Source organism: Cryobacterium glucosi (assembly GCF_004402235.1).
Classification (GTDB): Bacteria; Actinomycetota; Actinomycetes; order Actinomycetales; family Microbacteriaceae; genus Cryobacterium; species Cryobacterium glucosi.
The window spans coordinates 12,873-28,517 of the sequence record NZ_SOFS01000021.1; the positions used below are offsets into that span (position 1 = coordinate 12,873).

14 protein-coding genes and 1 tRNA gene are annotated in these 15,645 nt (G+C 68.2%); 10 read left to right on the top strand and 5 right to left on the bottom strand.

The genetic code is table 11. From position 1 onward, the window contains the following. Nucleotides 1–162: 162 nt before the first annotated feature. Both acs and E3O46_RS11170 read left to right on the top strand, forming a co-directional pair. Nucleotides 163–2,118 carry an acetate--CoA ligase gene (gene acs / locus E3O46_RS11165; protein ID WP_134449661.1) on the top strand — a complete coding sequence of 652 codons (1,956 nt, stop codon included), beginning with the start codon at nucleotides 163–165 and terminating at the stop codon, nucleotides 2,116–2,118. A 63-nt stretch (nucleotides 2,119–2,181) separates the two neighbouring features. Further along, nucleotides 2,182–3,453: an acyltransferase family protein gene (locus E3O46_RS11170; protein WP_134449662.1), complete on the top strand. Its 1,272-nt coding sequence runs from the start codon at nucleotides 2,182–2,184 to the stop codon at nucleotides 3,451–3,453. Here E3O46_RS11170 and E3O46_RS11175 read toward each other — a convergent pair. Next, entirely contained in the window at nucleotides 3,450–3,920 is a 471-nt protein-coding gene (locus tag E3O46_RS11175; RefSeq protein ID WP_134449663.1) for a RidA family protein, read from the bottom strand. The two genes, E3O46_RS11170 and E3O46_RS11175, sit on opposite strands and share 4 nt — an antisense overlap. 2 nt (nucleotides 3,921–3,922) lie before the next feature. Continuing rightward, nucleotides 3,923–4,084, bottom strand: a complete 162-nt coding sequence (locus E3O46_RS18285; protein WP_166787392.1) for a Sp36 family protein — start codon at nucleotides 4,082–4,084, stop codon at nucleotides 3,923–3,925. A gap of 110 nt (nucleotides 4,085–4,194) precedes the next feature. On the opposite strand from E3O46_RS18285, the gene E3O46_RS11180 reads away from it, so the two are divergent. The 5 genes from E3O46_RS11180 (at nucleotide 4,195) to E3O46_RS11200 (ending at nucleotide 10,098) form a co-directional block, all read left to right on the top strand. After that, nucleotides 4,195–6,720: a transglycosylase domain-containing protein gene (locus tag E3O46_RS11180; protein WP_241987394.1), complete on the top strand. Its 2,526-nt coding sequence runs from the start codon at nucleotides 4,195–4,197 to the stop codon at nucleotides 6,718–6,720. Then, a complete protein-coding gene (locus tag E3O46_RS11185) occupies nucleotides 6,717–7,703 on the top strand; it encodes a metallophosphoesterase (protein ID WP_134449665.1) in 987 nt (328 codons plus the stop codon). Before E3O46_RS11180 ends, E3O46_RS11185 begins: the two co-directional genes overlap by 4 nt. An 81-nt stretch (nucleotides 7,704–7,784) precedes the next feature. Further along, a tRNA-Pro gene (locus tag E3O46_RS11190) sits at nucleotides 7,785–7,858 on the top strand. 135 nt (nucleotides 7,859–7,993) lie between these two features. Beyond that, complete coding sequence (locus tag E3O46_RS11195) at nucleotides 7,994–8,557, top strand: PadR family transcriptional regulator (protein ID WP_198413338.1); 564 nt, start codon at nucleotides 7,994–7,996, stop codon at nucleotides 8,555–8,557. A gap of 2 nt (nucleotides 8,558–8,559) precedes the next feature. Then, nucleotides 8,560–10,098, top strand: a complete 1,539-nt coding sequence (locus tag E3O46_RS11200; RefSeq protein ID WP_134449666.1) for an MFS transporter — start codon at nucleotides 8,560–8,562, stop codon at nucleotides 10,096–10,098. A 67-nt stretch (nucleotides 10,099–10,165) separates the two neighbouring features. On the opposite strand, the gene E3O46_RS18435 is transcribed toward E3O46_RS11200, so the two are convergent. Both E3O46_RS18435 and E3O46_RS11210 read right to left on the bottom strand, forming a co-directional pair. Next, nucleotides 10,166–11,137 carry a hypothetical protein gene (locus tag E3O46_RS18435; RefSeq protein WP_174774820.1) on the bottom strand — a complete coding sequence of 324 codons (972 nt, stop codon included), beginning with the start codon at nucleotides 11,135–11,137 and terminating at the stop codon, nucleotides 10,166–10,168. Nucleotides 11,138–11,241: 104 nt separating this feature from the next. Then, nucleotides 11,242–12,267, bottom strand: a complete 1,026-nt coding sequence (locus E3O46_RS11210; protein WP_134561723.1) for an LLM class flavin-dependent oxidoreductase — start codon at nucleotides 12,265–12,267, stop codon at nucleotides 11,242–11,244. 225 nt (nucleotides 12,268–12,492) lie between these two features. Between E3O46_RS11210 and E3O46_RS11215 the strand changes: the two genes are divergently transcribed. The 3 genes from E3O46_RS11215 to E3O46_RS11225 all read left to right on the top strand — a co-directional run bounded on the left by E3O46_RS11215 (nucleotide 12,493) and on the right by E3O46_RS11225 (nucleotide 14,799). Then, the gene (locus E3O46_RS11215; protein ID WP_166788276.1) at nucleotides 12,493–13,509 is read left to right on the top strand and encodes an ATP-binding cassette domain-containing protein; all 1,017 of its coding nucleotides are present in this window, start codon (nucleotides 12,493–12,495) and stop codon (nucleotides 13,507–13,509) included. 246 nt (nucleotides 13,510–13,755) lie between these two features. Beyond that, the gene (locus tag E3O46_RS11220; protein WP_241975217.1) at nucleotides 13,756–14,265 is read left to right on the top strand and encodes a VanZ family protein; all 510 of its coding nucleotides are present in this window, start codon (nucleotides 13,756–13,758) and stop codon (nucleotides 14,263–14,265) included. A 171-nt stretch (nucleotides 14,266–14,436) separates the two neighbouring features. Beyond that, nucleotides 14,437–14,799 (top strand): hypothetical protein, encoded by a 363-nt coding sequence (locus E3O46_RS11225; RefSeq protein ID WP_166787394.1) that lies wholly within the window; start codon nucleotides 14,437–14,439, stop codon nucleotides 14,797–14,799. Between the two features lie 36 nt (nucleotides 14,800–14,835). Here E3O46_RS11225 and E3O46_RS11230 read toward each other — a convergent pair whose 3' ends face one another. Then, on the bottom strand, nucleotides 14,836–15,591 hold the full coding sequence (locus tag E3O46_RS11230) for a GntR family transcriptional regulator (RefSeq protein ID WP_134449671.1): 756 nt from the start codon (nucleotides 15,589–15,591) through the stop codon (nucleotides 14,836–14,838). Nucleotides 15,592–15,645: the final 54 nt, after the last annotated feature.

A 15,645-nucleotide genomic window follows, 5' to 3' on the forward strand; every position in this document is an offset into this window, starting at 1 on the left:
GACGCGGCCCCCGTTCAGGGGTGACCTCGGGCGATCCCGGAGAGTTCTCCGGGGAGAGAGCCGCTCCGCAATTCCCCGCAACGTGAGTTCGCGGATCGTCAGGGTATGGTGCACGAGGGGCTTGTTACGCACCCGGCCGTCATCGCAAAGGAGCGACAAGCTATGAGCGTTCAGATCGACCACCTTCTCAACGAAACCCGCAGGTTCGCACCGACTGCCGAGTTCGCGGACCAAGCCATCGGCACCGCGCAGCTCTACACGGATGCCGCGAACGATCGCCTCGGATTCTGGGCCGATCAGGCCCGCGAGCTGCTGCACTGGCACAAGCCGTTCACCACCGTGCTCGACTGGACCAACCCGCCGTTCGCGAAATGGTTCGAGGACGGGCACCTCAATGTGGCCTGGAACTGCCTCGACCGGCACGTGCTCGCGGGCAATGGCGACCGGGTCGCGCTCTACTTCGAAGGCGAGCCAGGAGACTCCCGCGCGATCACCTACGCCGAGTTGACGGCCGAGGTGAAGCGCGCTGCGAATGTGCTGACAAAGCTCGGCGTGCAGGCCGGGGACCGGGTCGCGATCTACCTGCCGATGATCCCGGAGGCCGTGATCTCGATGCTCGCCGTCGCCCGGATCGGCGCTGTGCACTCGGTCATCTTCGGCGGCTTCAGCGCTGAGAGCCTGCGCTCACGAATCGACGACGCGAACGCGGTGCTCGTGATCACCGCGGACGGCGGCTACCGCAAGGGCCGCGTCACGCCCCTCAAGCCCGCGGTCGACATGGCGCTGACCGGTGTGCCGACGACCGTGCGCAACGTGCTCGTCGTCAAGCGCACCGGCAACGACGTGGAGTGGACCGACCGCGACCTGTGGTGGCACGACGAGCTCGCGAGCGTCGACGCCGAGCACGAGGCCGAGGGTTTCCCCGCCGAGAATCCGCTGTTCATTCTCTACACCTCCGGCACGACCGGTAAGCCCAAGGGCATCCTGCACACGAGCGGCGGGTACCTCACCCAGGTCGCCTTCACCCACAAGAACGTCTTCGACCTGCACCCCGAAACGGATGTCTATTGGTGCACCGCGGACGTCGGCTGGATCACGGGTCACAGCTACGTGACCTACGGCCCGCTCGCCAACGGGGCGACGCAGGTCCTCTTCGAGGGCACCCCGGACACCCCGCACCCGGGCCGCTGGTGGGAGATCGTCGAGAAGTACAAGGTCAGCATCCTCTACACGGCGCCCACCGCCATCCGCACGTTCATGAAGCTCGGCCGCCAGATTCCCCAGGGCTTCGACCTGTCGAGCCTGCGGCTGCTCGGCTCGGTCGGCGAACCGATCAACCCTGAGGCGTGGATGTGGTACCGCGAGGTGATCGGCGGCAACGTCGCCCCTGTCGTGGACACCTGGTGGCAGACCGAGACCGGCGCGATCATGATTTCGGCGCTTCCCGGGGTCACCGTCGCGAAGCCGGGCGCCGCGCAGGTACCGATCCCCGGGGTGTCGATCGACGTGCTCGACGAGGCCGGCGTGCACGTGGGCCACGGTAACGGCGGGCTGCTCGTCGTCACCGAGCCCTGGCCGTCGATGCTCCGCGGCATCTGGGGCGACCCGGAGCGGTTCATCGAAACGTACTGGGAGAAGTTCGGTGAGGCGAACCCGCGCTACTTCGCCGGCGACGGCGCCCGCCTCGACGAGGACGGCGATATCTGGCTGCTCGGCCGGGTCGACGACGTGATGAACGTCTCCGGGCACCGGCTCTCCACCGCGGAGATCGAGTCCTCGCTCGTGTCGCACCCGATGACGGCCGAGGCGGCCGTGGTCGGCGCGCACGACGAGACGACCGGCCAGGCTGTCGTCGCATTCGTGATCATCAAGTACAGCCACCTCGAGGAGTCCTCGCACGAGGACATCCAGGCGGTGCTGCGTGCGCACGTGACGCAGCAGATCGGCGCGATCGCCCGGCCCCGGCAGATCTTCATCGTGAACGAGCTGCCGAAGACCCGCTCGGGCAAGATCATCCGCCGCCTGTTGCAGGACGTCGCAGAGGGCCGCGAAATCGGCGACACGACGACCCTCGCCGACACCTCCGTGATGCAGGTGATCAAGAGCACCCTGGGGTAGCCGGGCCGGCCGGACGAGGGGGCAGTGAGGGTTTTCACAAGCGGCCCCCCTATCGTGGGGACAATGCCTCGTCTTCCCTCGTCCGGACGCCTGGTCGCGCTCGACGCACTCCGCGGTGTCGCCGCGGGCATTGTGCTCGTGCACCACGTCTCGATGACCGCTCCCGGCATCGCGGCCGCATACCAGTCGACCGTCGGCGTCGACACCGGTTCGGCGGGCTGGTGGTCGACCCTGACCCCGCTCAAGTTCCTCGTCGCCGGCCCCGAGTTCGTGCTGGTCTTCTTCGTCCTCAGCGGTTTCGTGCTCGTACGCTCACCGCTCGCGAGCCGGGCCGCGAGCACGGCGAACGGGCTCGCCGCCCGCGGCTACGACTGGGTGGCCTATTACCCGCGCCGCATCATCCGCCTGGCGATCCCCGTCGTCGTGTCCGTCGCCCTCGCCGCCGCGTGGATCCTCCTCGTGCCGCGTGCGGGCATCGACGTCGGCGGCAGTTGGCTCAAGCGGCAGGACAATCCCGACATCGGCCTCCCCAACCTGCTCGGCGAGGCGAGCGTCATCGGCGGCTCCGGCCGGCCGGACGTCAACCCGCCGCTCTGGTCGCTGACCTGGGAGATGTGGTTCTCGCTTCTGCTGCCGATCTGCGTGCTGCTCGCCGTCGCGACCCGCCGGCTGCCCGCGCTCTGGGCGGCGGCGTTCCTCGCCGTGAGTGCGACCGGGTACGTCACCGGCATCGAGCCGCTGATGTACCTGCCCGCGTTCGGCCTCGGCGCCCTGCTCGCCGCGAACCACGAGTCACTCCGCGTCTGGGCGGCCCGGGTCGCCGCACGACGCGGCGGCACCGCCATCTGGATCGAGCTCACCGCCCTCGGCCCCGCGCTGCTCGTGTCGCACTGGCTGCTGCGCCCGCAACTCAGCGGGCTCTGGGGCGACCTGACGCTCGCGCTGCGGGTGCCCGGCGCCGTGCTCGTCGTCGCCGTCGTCGCGCTCTGGCCCCCGCTGCAGCGCCCGCTCTCCGCCCGGCCGCTGGTCTGGCTCGGCCGGGTGAGCTTCAGCCTGTACCTCGTGCACTTCCCGGTCGTCGTCGCCTTCGGCACGATGTTCGGCCCTGGCCGCTGGTGGCTCGGCGCGCTCGTCTCTGTGCCGCTCAGCCTCGCGCTCGCGCAGCTGATGTACCTGTGGGTCGAGCTGCCCTCGCAACGCGTCGCGAATTGGACGGGCCGGTGGGCGAGCGAGACGGCCGGTGCGCTACGGAGGCGCGGCGGCAGGCGAACGGATGCCGCGGCATCCGCCGCCCCCACCTCTCCCGTGCCCGAGAACGAGCGCGCGAGCGCCTAAGCGAACGAGACGATGAGCTCCACCTCGACGGGCGAGTCGAGCGGCAGCACGGCGACGCCGACTGCCGACCGGGCGTGCACGCCGCGGTCGCCGAAGATCTCGCCGAGCACCTGCGACGCCCCGTTGACGACGCCGGGCTGGCCGGTGAACCCGGGGTCGGATGCGACGAACCCGGTGACCTTGACCACCTGCGTGATGCGGTCGAGCGACCCGATCACGGCCTTGATCGCGGCGAGGGCGTTGAGCGCGCACAGGCGGGCGTACTCCTGGGCGTCCGCGGCGGGCACGAGACCGTGGCCGTCGCCGACCTTTCCGGTCTCCGGCAGCACGCCGGACACCATCGGCAGCTGGCCGGAGGTGAAGACGAGGTTGCCAGAGACGACAGCGGGAACGTAGGACGCCACCGGGGGAACCACACTCGGCAGGTCGATCCCCAGTTCGGCGAGACGCGCATCAATGATCGACACGATCAGGCCTCCTTCACGACGGGACGCTTGAGGTATGCAACGAGGCCGCCCTCCGGTCCCGGCACGACCTGGACGAGCTCCCAGCCGTCCGATCCCCAGCTGTTCAGGATGGCGGCGGTGTTGTGGATCATCAGCGGGGTGGTGAGGTACTCCCAGGCAGGCATAAGACTCCGATTCAGGCGGTTTTACAGATTTGTCCCTTACGCTCAATTGTATGTCTGCCAAAAATCGAACGGTCAGCGGCTCCCTGGGCGGTCTCCTGGGTTTCGTTGGAATGAGTGCAATCGTCGGTGTTCTCGTGACGGCCGCGGTCACTCCCGCTCTCGCTTTGTCGGGCATGGCTGCCACGAACACGATCAACGTCTTCGAGAACCTGCCCGACTACCTGAAGATCGACCAGCTCTCGCAGAAGAGCAACATCTACGCGACCACGAGCACCGGCGCCCCCTACCTCCTGGCCTCGTTCTACGACCAGAACCGCGTCGAGGTCGCCTCGGATGCGATCAACCAGTTCGTCAAGGACGCCGCGACCTCCGGTGAAGACCCCCGGTTCTACGACCACGGCGGCGTCGACCTGCAGGGCACCGTCGGCGGCCTCGTCTCGACCCTCGCGGGCGGCGGCACCCGCGGTGGTTCCTCGATCACCCAGCAGTACGTCAAGAACGTGCTCGTGCAGAAGTGCGAAGTGCTCACGGATGCGCAGAAGAAGTCGGACTGTTATGACGCGGCCACCGCGACCACTCCCGACCGCAAGCTCAAGGAGATGCGCCTCGCGATCGGCGTGGAGAAGAAGTACGCGAAGGACGACATCCTCCGCCAGTACCTGAACATCACCGGCTTCGGCGGCACCGTCTACGGCATCGAATCGGCCGCGGAGTACTACTTCGGCGCGACGGCGGCGACGCTGACGCTCCCGCAGGCCGCGAGCCTCGTCGCGATCGTGAACAACCCGGTCAAGTTCCAGCTCGACCAGCCCGACAGCGAGACCAACGGCGCCGCGAACGGCTACGCCGCGAACAAGGACCGCCGCGACTACATCCTCGACCAGATGCTCAAGTACGGCAAAATCAACCAGGCCGACCATGACGCCGCGATCGCCACCGCCATCGAGCCCAGCATCCACGAACCCTCGACCGGCTGCCAGACCGCCGGCGGCAGCGCGTACTTCTGCGACCTCGTCGTAAGTACTCTGCAGAACAACCCGGTCTTCGGAGCCGACGACACCACCCGGATGGCCAACTTCCGCCGCGGCGGGTTCAACGTCTACACGACCCTCGACTTGGACCTCCAGCAGGCCGCTGAGGCGACGATGAAGGCCAACGTTCCCGACACCTTCCCCGGCTGGGACGTCGGTGGCGTGGCCGTGAGCGTCGGTGTGGGCACCGGGAAGGTGCTCGCCATGGCGCAGAACAAGGACTACAGCCAGGACCCGGCCGTGCAAGCCACCGGCGCGAACTACACGGGGATCAACTACAACACCAACGTCGACCAGGGTGGTTCGCACGGGTTCCAGCCCGGCTCGATGTACAAGGTGTTCACCCTCGCCGAGTGGTTGACCGAGGGTCACTCGCTCAATGAGCGGGTCGACTCCCGTATCAAGTCGAACTGGGGCACCTTCCGGGACAGCTGCGCGACCGGCGGCACCGTGAGCTTCCCGGGCTACAACCCGAAGAACGACTCGTCGTCCGAGACCGGCGCCAACTACAGTGCGCTGCAGTCGACGATCGGGTCCATCAACACGGGCTTCATCGGCATGGCGAAGAAACTCGACCTGTGTGCCATCCGCAAGACCGCGGAGGCCTTCGACGTCACGCGCGCCGACGGCGGCCCGCTCGAACAGGGTGCCTCCGCGGTGCTCGGCACCAACGAGGTCGCGCCCCTGAGCATGGCGGTCGCCTTCGCCGGCATCGCCAACAAGGGCACGACCTGCAGCCCGATCGTGATCGACCACATCACCGGCTCCGACGGAACCACACTCCCGGCGCCGACAAGCGACTGCCACCAGTCAGTCGACCCCAACGTCGCGGCCGGCATGACGACCGCCATGCAACAGGTCATGACCAGCGGAACCGCGATCGCCTCCAATTCGGCCACGAGCCCGAAGGTCCCGATGATCGGTAAGACCGGTACCACCGACGGCAACAAGGACACCTGGATGGGCGGCGCAAGCAGCAAGGTCGCTACCATCGTCGGAGTGATGAGCGTCACCGGCGACAAGGACCAGCGCAACACCACCTTCGCGAGCGGCCAGGCGGCCACCGCCCGGCACCGGATGTGGCCTGTCATAATGAGCGTCGCCAACGCCAAGTACGGCGGAGACGCGTTCCCCGCCGCGACCGGAACGATCGTCAATGCGGTTCAGATCCCCATCCCGGACCTCCGCGGCAAGAGCATCAGTGAGGCCCAGTCCACCCTTGAGGCGGCCGGCTTCCTGTTCGTCGACGGCGGCCCGATTGACTCGGAGCTCCCGGGCGGCACTGTCGCCAAGACCGACCCGGCAGGAGCAACAAGCACGAGCCGCGGCTCGAGCGTGACCGTGTACACCAGCAACGCCTCGCAGATCGTCGTGCCCGACGTCGTGGGCAAGAGTGAGGGTGAGGCTCGATCGACGCTCGGCAAGTTCGCCGTCGCGAAGACGGACGGCGACACCACCGATCCGACACAGGTGGGCAAGGTCATCTCGATGTCCCCGGCCGCCGGTGGCGGAGCCAAGCCCGGTGACACCATCACGATCGTGATCGGAAGGCTCGCCGCCACCAACAACGGCAACGGCAACGGCAACGGCAAGGCTGGCGGATGAGTACCCTCGGCACCGGGGCCAAGGCCCTCCTCGTCGGCACGGGCGCGCTAGCCGCGGCCGGTGCCGGCGCGTTCGCCTGGGGATCTCTGCTCGAACGTCGGATGTTCACCCTGCGTGAGGCATCCGTGCCCGTGCTCGCCCCAGGCTCGAAACCGATCCGTGTGCTGCACATCTCGGACCTGCACCTCGCCCCCTGGCAGAAGGACAAACAGGAGTGGGTGCGCAGCCTCGCCGCGCTGAAGCCCGACCTCGTCGTGGACACCGGAGACAACCTCGGCCACACGGATGCCTTCGACGCCCTCGCGTACACGCTCGAGCCGTTCGCGGGGATCCCCGGGATCTTCGTCAACGGTTCCAACGATTTCTGGGGACCGCAGCTGAAGAATCCGTTCCGGTACTTCGGCGGACCGTCGCTGCTCAAGGCCGCCCCGCAGAACCGGCTCGACACCGACCGTCTGCACGGGATCTTCGCGAATCTCGGCTGGAACGACATCAACAATGCCGCGGAGGCGCTCGACATCAACGGCACCCACCTCGAGCTCTTCGGCGTGGACGACCCGCACATCGGACGCGATCGCCTCGACCTGATCACCCGGGCCGTCGACGACCTCCGCGGTGACGACCCGCTCGGCGACGAGACCTGGCCGGACTCCGCGGAGCACCGCGAGCCACGGCCGACGGTCACGATCGGCGTCGCGCACGCGCCGTACCGCCGGGTGCTCACCTCGTTCGTGAACCACGGCGCGCAGCTGATCCTCGCGGGGCACACCCACGGCGGCCAGGTCTGCGTGCCCGGCTTCGGCGCCCTCGTCACGAACTGCGACATTCCGCGGTCTCAGGTCAAGGGGCTCAGCCTCTGGGGATCCGGACTCCGCAGCGCATACCTCAACGTTTCGGCCGGCCTCGGCACGTCGATCTACGCCCCGGTGCGCTTCGCCTGCCCGCCCGAGGCGACCCTGCTGACCCTGACCGCCTCGTCGTAGGCGGCGCTCACGGGATCCGTTCGGGGGCTGCACCGAGCATCCATGTGCATGGGGTTATACTTGACAAGGCTTACGGGCCATCGGGGTATGGCGCAGCTTGGTAGCGCGCGTCGTTCGGGACGACGAGGTCGCAGGTTCAAATCCTGTTACCCCGACAGCAAAACACAGAAACGGAAAACCCCCACTCGCGAGAGTGGGGGTTTTCTGCTGTGCGCAGGGCGGACATCCGCTTGGTGAATGCGATCACCCTCGGCCTTGACTCGCATGACTACTCGTGCGAGAGTAAACGCATGTCATCGATTCGCCTGTTCATTCTCGGCTCCCTCGCCGAGCGCGGACCGATGCACGGCCACCAGCTCCGCCTGCTCGCCGAGGAGGAGCACGTGCACATGTGGACGGACATCTCCGTCGGCGCGGTGTACGGGGCGATCAAACGCCTCGCGACCGAGGGGCTGATCAGCGTGGCCCGCGTCGAGCGCGAGGGCCACTACCCCGAGCGACAGGTCTACGAGATTTCGGATGCCGGGCGCCGGGACCTCGCCGCGCTCCGGCTCGAGGGGTTGCGCACGATCGTGCTCAAGCCCGACCCGTTCGACCTCGCGATGACCCGGCTCGACCCCGACCGCCTCGATGAACTCCCCCTGATGATCGAGGCACGCCTGCTCGCCCTGCGCGCCATGCTCACCGATTCCGAAGCCACCACGGCGCACGCCCTCCCCTATCTCACCGCCAGCGAGAGTTTTGTCATGCAGCACAAGGCAGCCCGCCTGCGCGCCGAGATCGCCTGGCACGAACACCTCGTCACCGTCCTCCCCGACATCGTCGCGGACGAACTAGCCCGAAAGGCCGACTGACCATGTCAGACACCAACGCTCCGACCTCCACCGGGGCCGGCACCGGCACGCCCGGCACGCCCGGCGCGACCAACAGCCACGGCACGCCCGGCACCCGACCGCCCGTCGTGATCCCCCGCCACGCGTGGCAGGCCCTGATCGTGCTGCTGGCCGGCATGTTCATGGCGCTGCTCGACACCACGATCGTGAACGTCGCCCTGCCGACCATCCGGGAGAGCCTGAACGCCTCAGAGGCGACGCTGTCCTGGATCATCTCCGGGTATGCGCTCGCGTTCGGGCTCGCGCTCATCCCCGCCGGGCGCCTCGGCGACCGGATCGGCCACAAGTGGGTCTTCTTCACCGGGCTCGCGCTCTTCACCCTCGCGAGCCTCGCCTGCGGCCTCGCGCAGAACGACCTGCAGATGATCATCGCTCGCGTCGTGCAGGGCCTCGCCGGCGGTATCTTCGTGCCCGCCGTCACCGCAGTGATCCAGCTCCTGTTCCCGCCGATGGCGCGCGGCAAGGCGTTCGCCATCATGGGCTCGGTCATCGGCGTCTCGACCGCGCTCGGCCCGATCCTCGGCGGCCTGATCATCCAGGCGTTCGGCGACGAGAACGGCTGGCGCCTGGTGTTCTGGGTCAACCTCCCGATCGGCGTCGCGGCGCTCATCGCCGCCGTGTTCATGCTCCCCGCCGGCGCCGAGCGCGACCCGAACAAGCCGAGCTCGGGCATCGACTTCGTCGGGCTCGTGCTGCTCTCCGGCAGCCTCGTCGCCCTCCTCGTGCCGCTCATCGAGGGCCAGGACCAGGGCTGGCCACTATGGACCTACCTCACCCTCGTCGCCGGCGCGCTGCTCCTCGCCGCGTTCGGGGCCTGGGAAGTCAACTACGCCCGCCGCGGCAAGAGCCCGCTCGTGCCGCCGCACCTGTTCTCGCACCCGGCCTTCTCCGGTGGAGTCGTGCTCGCGCTCGTCTACTTCGCGGCGTTCACAAGCATCTTCTTCACGATCTCGATCCTCTGGCAGGCGGGCCTCGGCCACACCGCCCTCGAGTCCGGGCTCGTCTCGATCCCCTTCGCGATCGGCAACATCGTCGGCGCCTCGCAGAGCAACCGGCTCGCGCAGCGCCTCGGCCGCACGGTGCTCGTGATCGGCGTGACCCTCGTCACGACCGGCCTGATCTGGATCTACCTCGCCCTGCTCCTGATCGGCCCGTCGATCACCAACTGGGAGCTGCTGCCGCCGCTTCTCATCGCAGGCCTCGGCAGCGGATTCTTCATCGCCCCGAACGCGCAGTTCATCGTCGCGACCGTCGACCGCGCAGAGGCCGGTGCCGCGAGCGGTGTCGTCGGCGTGATGCAGCGGGTCGGCGCCGCCGTCGGCATCGCCGTGATCGGCAGTGTGCTCTTCGGCAACCTCGTCGTCGCCGGGCCGGGGAAGGACGCGCTGGCGTCCGCATTCACGACCGCCGCGACGGATGCGATGGCCGTCAGCGCCGCGTTCAGCGTGCTGGCGCTGCTGCTCGTCTTCGTGCTGCCGAAGCGGGTCGACGCGCACTTCTAGCCCGCGGCATCCGCCCGTCGCGTCGCACGCGGCATCGCGTCGGCGTTCGACGATCGGATGCAGCGGGTCAGCCGACCCGGGTGAGCTCGGTGAACGACATGGTCGCGTTCGAACCGTTGATGCAGGTTTGGTACAGCAGGTCGTAGCCGCGCGGGATGGAGTCGGTGCGATCGGTGTTCGCGTTGAGAACTGCGACGACCGCGCCGACCCGGTAGGTGCCCGACCGCACCCCGGTCAGCGCGATGAGAGTGCCGTCCGCCGGGAAGTGCGACCCGCCGCACGACCAGTGCTCGGCGATCACCGCGACTCCGTAGTTGCCGCTGAGGTCGACGGCACCCTGGCAGCTGTCGATCTCGGCCTGCCAGCCGCTCGTCCAGACGTATTTTGTGTAGGTGGGCACGCCCTGCGCGGCGGCGGATGCGGCCGCTTCCGCCTCCGCAACGGCCTGCGCGGCCGCGGCGACCCGTGCCGCCTCGGCAGCAACGGCCGCAGCTTCCGCGACCCGCGCCTCCTCCGCAACCCGGGCAACCTCCGCGACCCGGGCGACTTCGGCAACCCGGGCAACTTCCGCGACCCGTGCGACCTCGGCGATGCGCGCCGCTTCTGCGATCCGTTCCGTCTGCGCGGCGGTGGACTGCGTGGCGGTGGACTGCGTGGCGCCGAACGCGAGCCGGGCCGCCGCCCCGGGGAACCCCGGCCGAGGGGACTGCCAGTCGACGAGACCACGAGAGGGACCTTTCCGGTCGAGAGTGACCGGCACAAAGGTCACTCTCGACCGGAAAGGTGTGCGCTGCAGGTTCGCGTACCGGCCGGACCCCACGGCGCCGACCGCCGAGTCGGACGAGTCGGAGGAGCCGGAGGAGCCGGGCGCGACAGCGGCGGACGCGGAGGCGGGGTCGGGCGCGGGGGCATCCGCTGTAATGCGGGCCGCGGCGAACGTGGGCGTCGCCGCGACGAGCACGAGGCTCACGGCCCCGACGACGCGGGCACACCCGCCGACCGTTCGGCGAAACCACGACCGGTGTTGTGGCGCGTCCATAGCAACCTGCCCGTGCCGCCCCTGTTCGGATGGGGGCGGCCCAGTCAGTAAATCCCGGTCAGCGGGACGTGACTACCCCTCAGTTTCTTCCCCGAACAGGGGTATTATGCCGCGGCGTCCGCGGGGTCCGCACGCAGGTCGGCCACGATCTCGAGCGAGCGGATGCGCCCCACAAGCGTTGCGGACTGCGCACTGAGCATGAGCTCGTCGGCCCCTGTGGCATCGAGGAGCGCCGTGAGCCGGGCATCCACCTCGGCCGGGGTGCCCACGGCCTGGCGGCGATTCCGGGACGCCACGAACGAGAGCTCATACTCGGTGAAACGGTAGGCGAGCGCCTCCTCGAGCGACACCGGAGCGGGCTTCTTACCCTGCCGCATCCGCAGGAACATGATCAGCCCGGGCAGCGACTCCCGGCGCACCACTTCGGGGTCGTCGTCGCTGATCAGCCCGACCGCGATCATCGCGTGCGGGGCGGCCAGGAACGCGCTCGGCTCGAAGTGCGCCCGGTACAGGTCCAGGGCTTCCTCGGTGTGCTCGCCCGCGAAGTGGTGCGCGAACGTGAACGGCAGCCCGAGCACCCCGGCGAGCTGCGCGCTGAACCCGCTCGAGCCGAGCAGCCACGTCTCCGGGGCATCGCCGAGCCCCGGGTAGGCCGTGATGCCGCGCAGTGGGTTATCCGCCGCCATGCCGCCGTGGAAGAACCCGATCAGGTCCACAAGCTGTTGCGGGAAATCGTCGACACCCAGCCCGGATTCGCTCCGGCGCAGGGCGAGCGCCGTCGCGCCGTCGGTGCCGGGCGCCCGCCCGATGCCGAGGTCGATCCGGTCGCCGTAGAGGGCGCGCAGGGTGCCGAACTGCTCGGCGACGACAAGCGGGGCATGGTTGGGCAGCATCACGCCGCCAGACCCGACCCGGATCCGCGTCGTCCGCGCCGCGATTCCCGCGATCAGCACGGGCGGCGCGCTCGAGGCGATCGCCGGCATGTTGTGGTGCTCGGCCACCCAGAACCGGTCGTAGCCGAGCTCCTCCGCACGCTGCGCCAGACGGATGCTGCCGGCCACGGCCTCCGCGTTACTGCCGCCCGCGGGGCGGCTGGCCAGATCGAGCACGCTGATCGGCAAAGTTTTCATCTTCTATTCAAACAACGTTTGAACGTGCGAGATTCCCTGCTTTGCGCACCCCTCCGGTGCATAACTCCTGCAAACTCTCGGAAAACCCCGCAAAGTGGGCACTTTGGGCCTGTTTCGAGAGGATGTGCAGGAGTTATGCCGTTCCTGAGAGTCTCTCCGGATCTGACCAAAGGCACATTCGATTGGATACAGTATCACCACCAACAGCACACGATAGGCCCGGCCATGAACCAATTACGTGACCACACCGTCATTGATGCCGGTTCCAAGTCTTCCTTCTCGCAGCGCGAACGCGCCGACCAGGACCCGATGCCCTCACACGCGTTCCGAGCGATGGCATTGCTCGACGTGCGCGGACTCACAGTGGCCACCGCCCGTCCGGGCACTCGCGGCCGCGCCGCAACGCCCGGTGAACAAGAAGTGTCCCGCGTCGCGCTCACCCTGATGCAGGGCGAGTCGCTGGCCCTCGTCGGCGAGTCCGGCAGCGGCATGACCGCCACAGCGCTTGCCATCGCCGGCCTGCTGCCCCCGACCATGACCGTGACGAACGGGTCGATCCTGTTCAACGGCCAGGAACTCGTCGGTCTGAGCCGTCGCGCCCAAGCGCGCCTGCTCGGCGCGAACATTGGATACCTTCCCCCCGACCTGCTGGGGTTTCTCGACCCCACCCGCACCATCCTCAGCCAGCTCGCGACCCCGCTCAGGCGACGCCTCGGACTCGACCGCCCCGCCGCCCGCGCGCGCACCCTCAAGGCCCTCGCCCGCGTGGGCCTGGACAACCCCGAGGTCGTCGCACTCTCCTACCCGGGCGACCTCTCCCCCGTCGTCATCCAGCGTGTGGCCGTCGCCGCGGCCCTGTCCCTTGACCCCGAGCTCCTCATCGCCGCGATCCCCGCGCACGCCCGCCCGCTCGCCGACCTGCTCCGCCTCGTGCGCGCCCTGCAGAGCAAGCACCAGTTCGCGCTCATCCTGGTCACCGACGACGTCGGCGTCGCCGCCGAGTGCTGCGAGCGCATCGCGGTTCTGCAGGCCGGACGCATCATCGAACAAGGCTCGGTCGACGAGCTGCTCGAGTCCCCGCAGCATCCGCACACCCAGCGGATGCTCGACGCCCGCCAGCCGTATACCCTCAGTCCCGCAGACCTCGCACCCGGGGCCAGGTCCGGCGTACCGGAGGTCGTCGCGCTGCACTCCGTGGGCGCCTCCGCGTTCTACCACGGCGCCGGCACCCTCGCCGGCTAGCGCCGCCGCCAGCGGGCGCCCAGCGACGCCCCCGGTCCCTGACCGATTCGACGGACTTCTTCCGTTCTGCACCGGTTCAACCGCCGTCCCCCGTGCTGAGAATCCACAAACTCAGTGGAATTAGTTCGCGCGGACTCCAGCGGGCGACCAGCCGGGAGGCATACAGTGGAAGGATCGATGGTGACGTGGTCCACAACCCGACGCCGTCGGACCGGTCGCTCATCCGCTCTGTTCCGGGGAGGTGCTGTGGTGTTCGACACGATCGCTGAACGGCAGGGACGACCCGTCCCCGCGGGGACCGGGCACCGGCATCCGCTGCTGCGCCGCTGGGTGATCGCCCTTGCCGTCGTCTATGTGGTCGCCCTCGCCCTGATCGCGTTCTGGCCGGTTCCGGTCGACCGTAACATCGACGGCCCGCTGCTGCACCTGATCAACTGGCTGCACCAGCACGGCGCCCCGGGCTGGTTCCGCTACAGCACGGTCGAGTTCGGCGCGAACATCGTGCTCTTCATCCCGGTCGGGGTGTTCATCGTGGTGCTCGCCGGCGCCCGGCGCTGGTGGTGGGCGATACTCGTCGGGTTCGCCGCGAGCTGCACGATCGAGCTCTGCCAGTTGCTCTTCCTCTCGAGCCGCTTCGCGACCCTCAACGACGTCATCGCTAACACGAGCGGGGCCGTCGTCGGTGCCCTCCTCGGCCTCGTGCTGCTGATCCTCGCCGAGATCGCCCGCCCGCGCACCCACGCCGCGGATGTCTAACTCACCGTCCCGAGGAACCTCGGCCGAGAACGCCGGGCAAGTTCAGCACCGGCAGTGATAACGGTGAGCCGAATTTTCTTACTGGCCGTCGGCCGGGGAATGGCCTAGCATTTTGCTTATGAGCCGGCTCATCAGCCGGGCAGCCTCGGCGCTGCGCAGGTCGGGGGAATCATGAAGAGAATGTCATTCTGCGGCATGACGTTCCTCACCACGGATGCCGTTGCCGACGCGGTGCTGGAGCTGACAGCACTGCTCACGCACGGGCACAATTCGGAACTGCTTGTGGTGCCCTCATTCGCCCAGGACGGCAGCGAAATACTCGTCAACCTTCTTGTCGCCCCCGGCAGCGAACTCATCAGCATTCCGGAGAACGACCACGGGGCCGAACGTGACACGTCCCGCGCCGTGGCGGTTCTGCGCGATCAAATCGACGTCCTCACTTCCGAGCGCGACACCGGAATCACCACCACACGGGCGGTCGCATCGTCGAGTGCCGACTGGGCGTCCGAAGACCACTGGGACGACGTCTACTAGCTCCGACCGAGCCCGGCGTGCACCGTTCCCCGACCCCTAGTCAGTATCAAAACCCGCACCACGACCCGCATCCGCCTCGAACCCCGCACCATCACCAGGTCCGGGCTCTGCACCGTCCCAGCCCAGAATCGCGTTTCGCGCGCCGAGTATATGAGCGCGCATCGTCGCTTCGGCCCACAGCGCATCGTGCGTTCGGAGCGCGGCGAGGAGGTCTCTATGGTGGTGGTTGCTGATAGCCCGAAAATGTCCGCCATCACGGCGGAAGACCTCCGCCATCATCGGCACACGGCCGACGGAGTTGATCAGCCGGACCAGCTTCTGATCCCCCGATGCCGCTATGACAACGTGGTGGAATTCGGCGTTGAGCTCGCCCAGGCGGGCGACACCCTCGTCGTCAGTGGACAGCACAAAATCGTCCATCGCCACGATGAGGTCAGCAAGTCGAGCGAGCGTGACGTCGTCGATGCGGGCCGCAGCCAGGCCGGCGGCGCGACTCTCCAGATCGCCGCGCAGCACGTACGTGTCCCGCACCTGTTCCTTCGTACAGGAGACGACCGTCGCACCGCGATGGGGCGTGAATTCCACCAACCCGGCCTCGTGCAGGCGGCGGAGGGCCTCACGAACCGGGGTGCGGCTGAGACCCAGCTCTTCCGCAAGGGACTGCTCCCTGATCACCGCTCGTGCGGGGATCTCGCCCGACAGAATGCGACGACGGAGGTACTCGAACGCGGCCTCCCCGCCCGTCACGCCCTCCGGAGCATGTGTGGCTTGGTTTGTCTGCACTGACGTCATGGCCTATCCATTTCTTACGAGCATGCGCGCAAAACGTCTCAACGCGCAGAACAC

Bases quoted from the DNA above. Each gene is read 5' to 3' on its own strand.
- E3O46_RS11215 (WP_166788276.1), top strand. From the start codon at position 12,493: ATGAACCAATTACGTGACCACACCGTCATTGATGCCGGTTCCAAGTCT.
- E3O46_RS11185 (WP_134449665.1), top strand. From the start codon at position 6,717: ATGAGTACCCTCGGCACCGGGGCCAAGGCCCTCCTCGTCGGCACGGGC.
- E3O46_RS18285 (WP_166787392.1), bottom strand. From the start codon at position 4,084: ATGCCTGCCTGGGAGTACCTCACCACCCCGCTGATGATCCACAACACC.
- E3O46_RS11170 (WP_134449662.1), top strand. From the start codon at position 2,182: ATGCCTCGTCTTCCCTCGTCCGGACGCCTGGTCGCGCTCGACGCACTC.
- E3O46_RS11225 (WP_166787394.1), top strand. From the start codon at position 14,437: ATGAAGAGAATGTCATTCTGCGGCATGACGTTCCTCACCACGGATGCC.
- E3O46_RS11230 (WP_134449671.1), bottom strand. From the start codon at position 15,591: ATGACGTCAGTGCAGACAAACCAAGCCACACATGCTCCGGAGGGCGTG.
- E3O46_RS11195 (WP_198413338.1), top strand. From the start codon at position 7,994: ATGTCATCGATTCGCCTGTTCATTCTCGGCTCCCTCGCCGAGCGCGGA.
- E3O46_RS18435 (WP_174774820.1), bottom strand. From the start codon at position 11,137: ATGGACGCGCCACAACACCGGTCGTGGTTTCGCCGAACGGTCGGCGGG.
- acs (WP_134449661.1), top strand. From the start codon at position 163: ATGAGCGTTCAGATCGACCACCTTCTCAACGAAACCCGCAGGTTCGCA.
- E3O46_RS11210 (WP_134561723.1), bottom strand. From the start codon at position 12,267: ATGAAAACTTTGCCGATCAGCGTGCTCGATCTGGCCAGCCGCCCCGCG.
- E3O46_RS11200 (WP_134449666.1), top strand. From the start codon at position 8,560: ATGTCAGACACCAACGCTCCGACCTCCACCGGGGCCGGCACCGGCACG.
- E3O46_RS11180 (WP_241987394.1), top strand. From the start codon at position 4,195: ATGAGTGCAATCGTCGGTGTTCTCGTGACGGCCGCGGTCACTCCCGCT.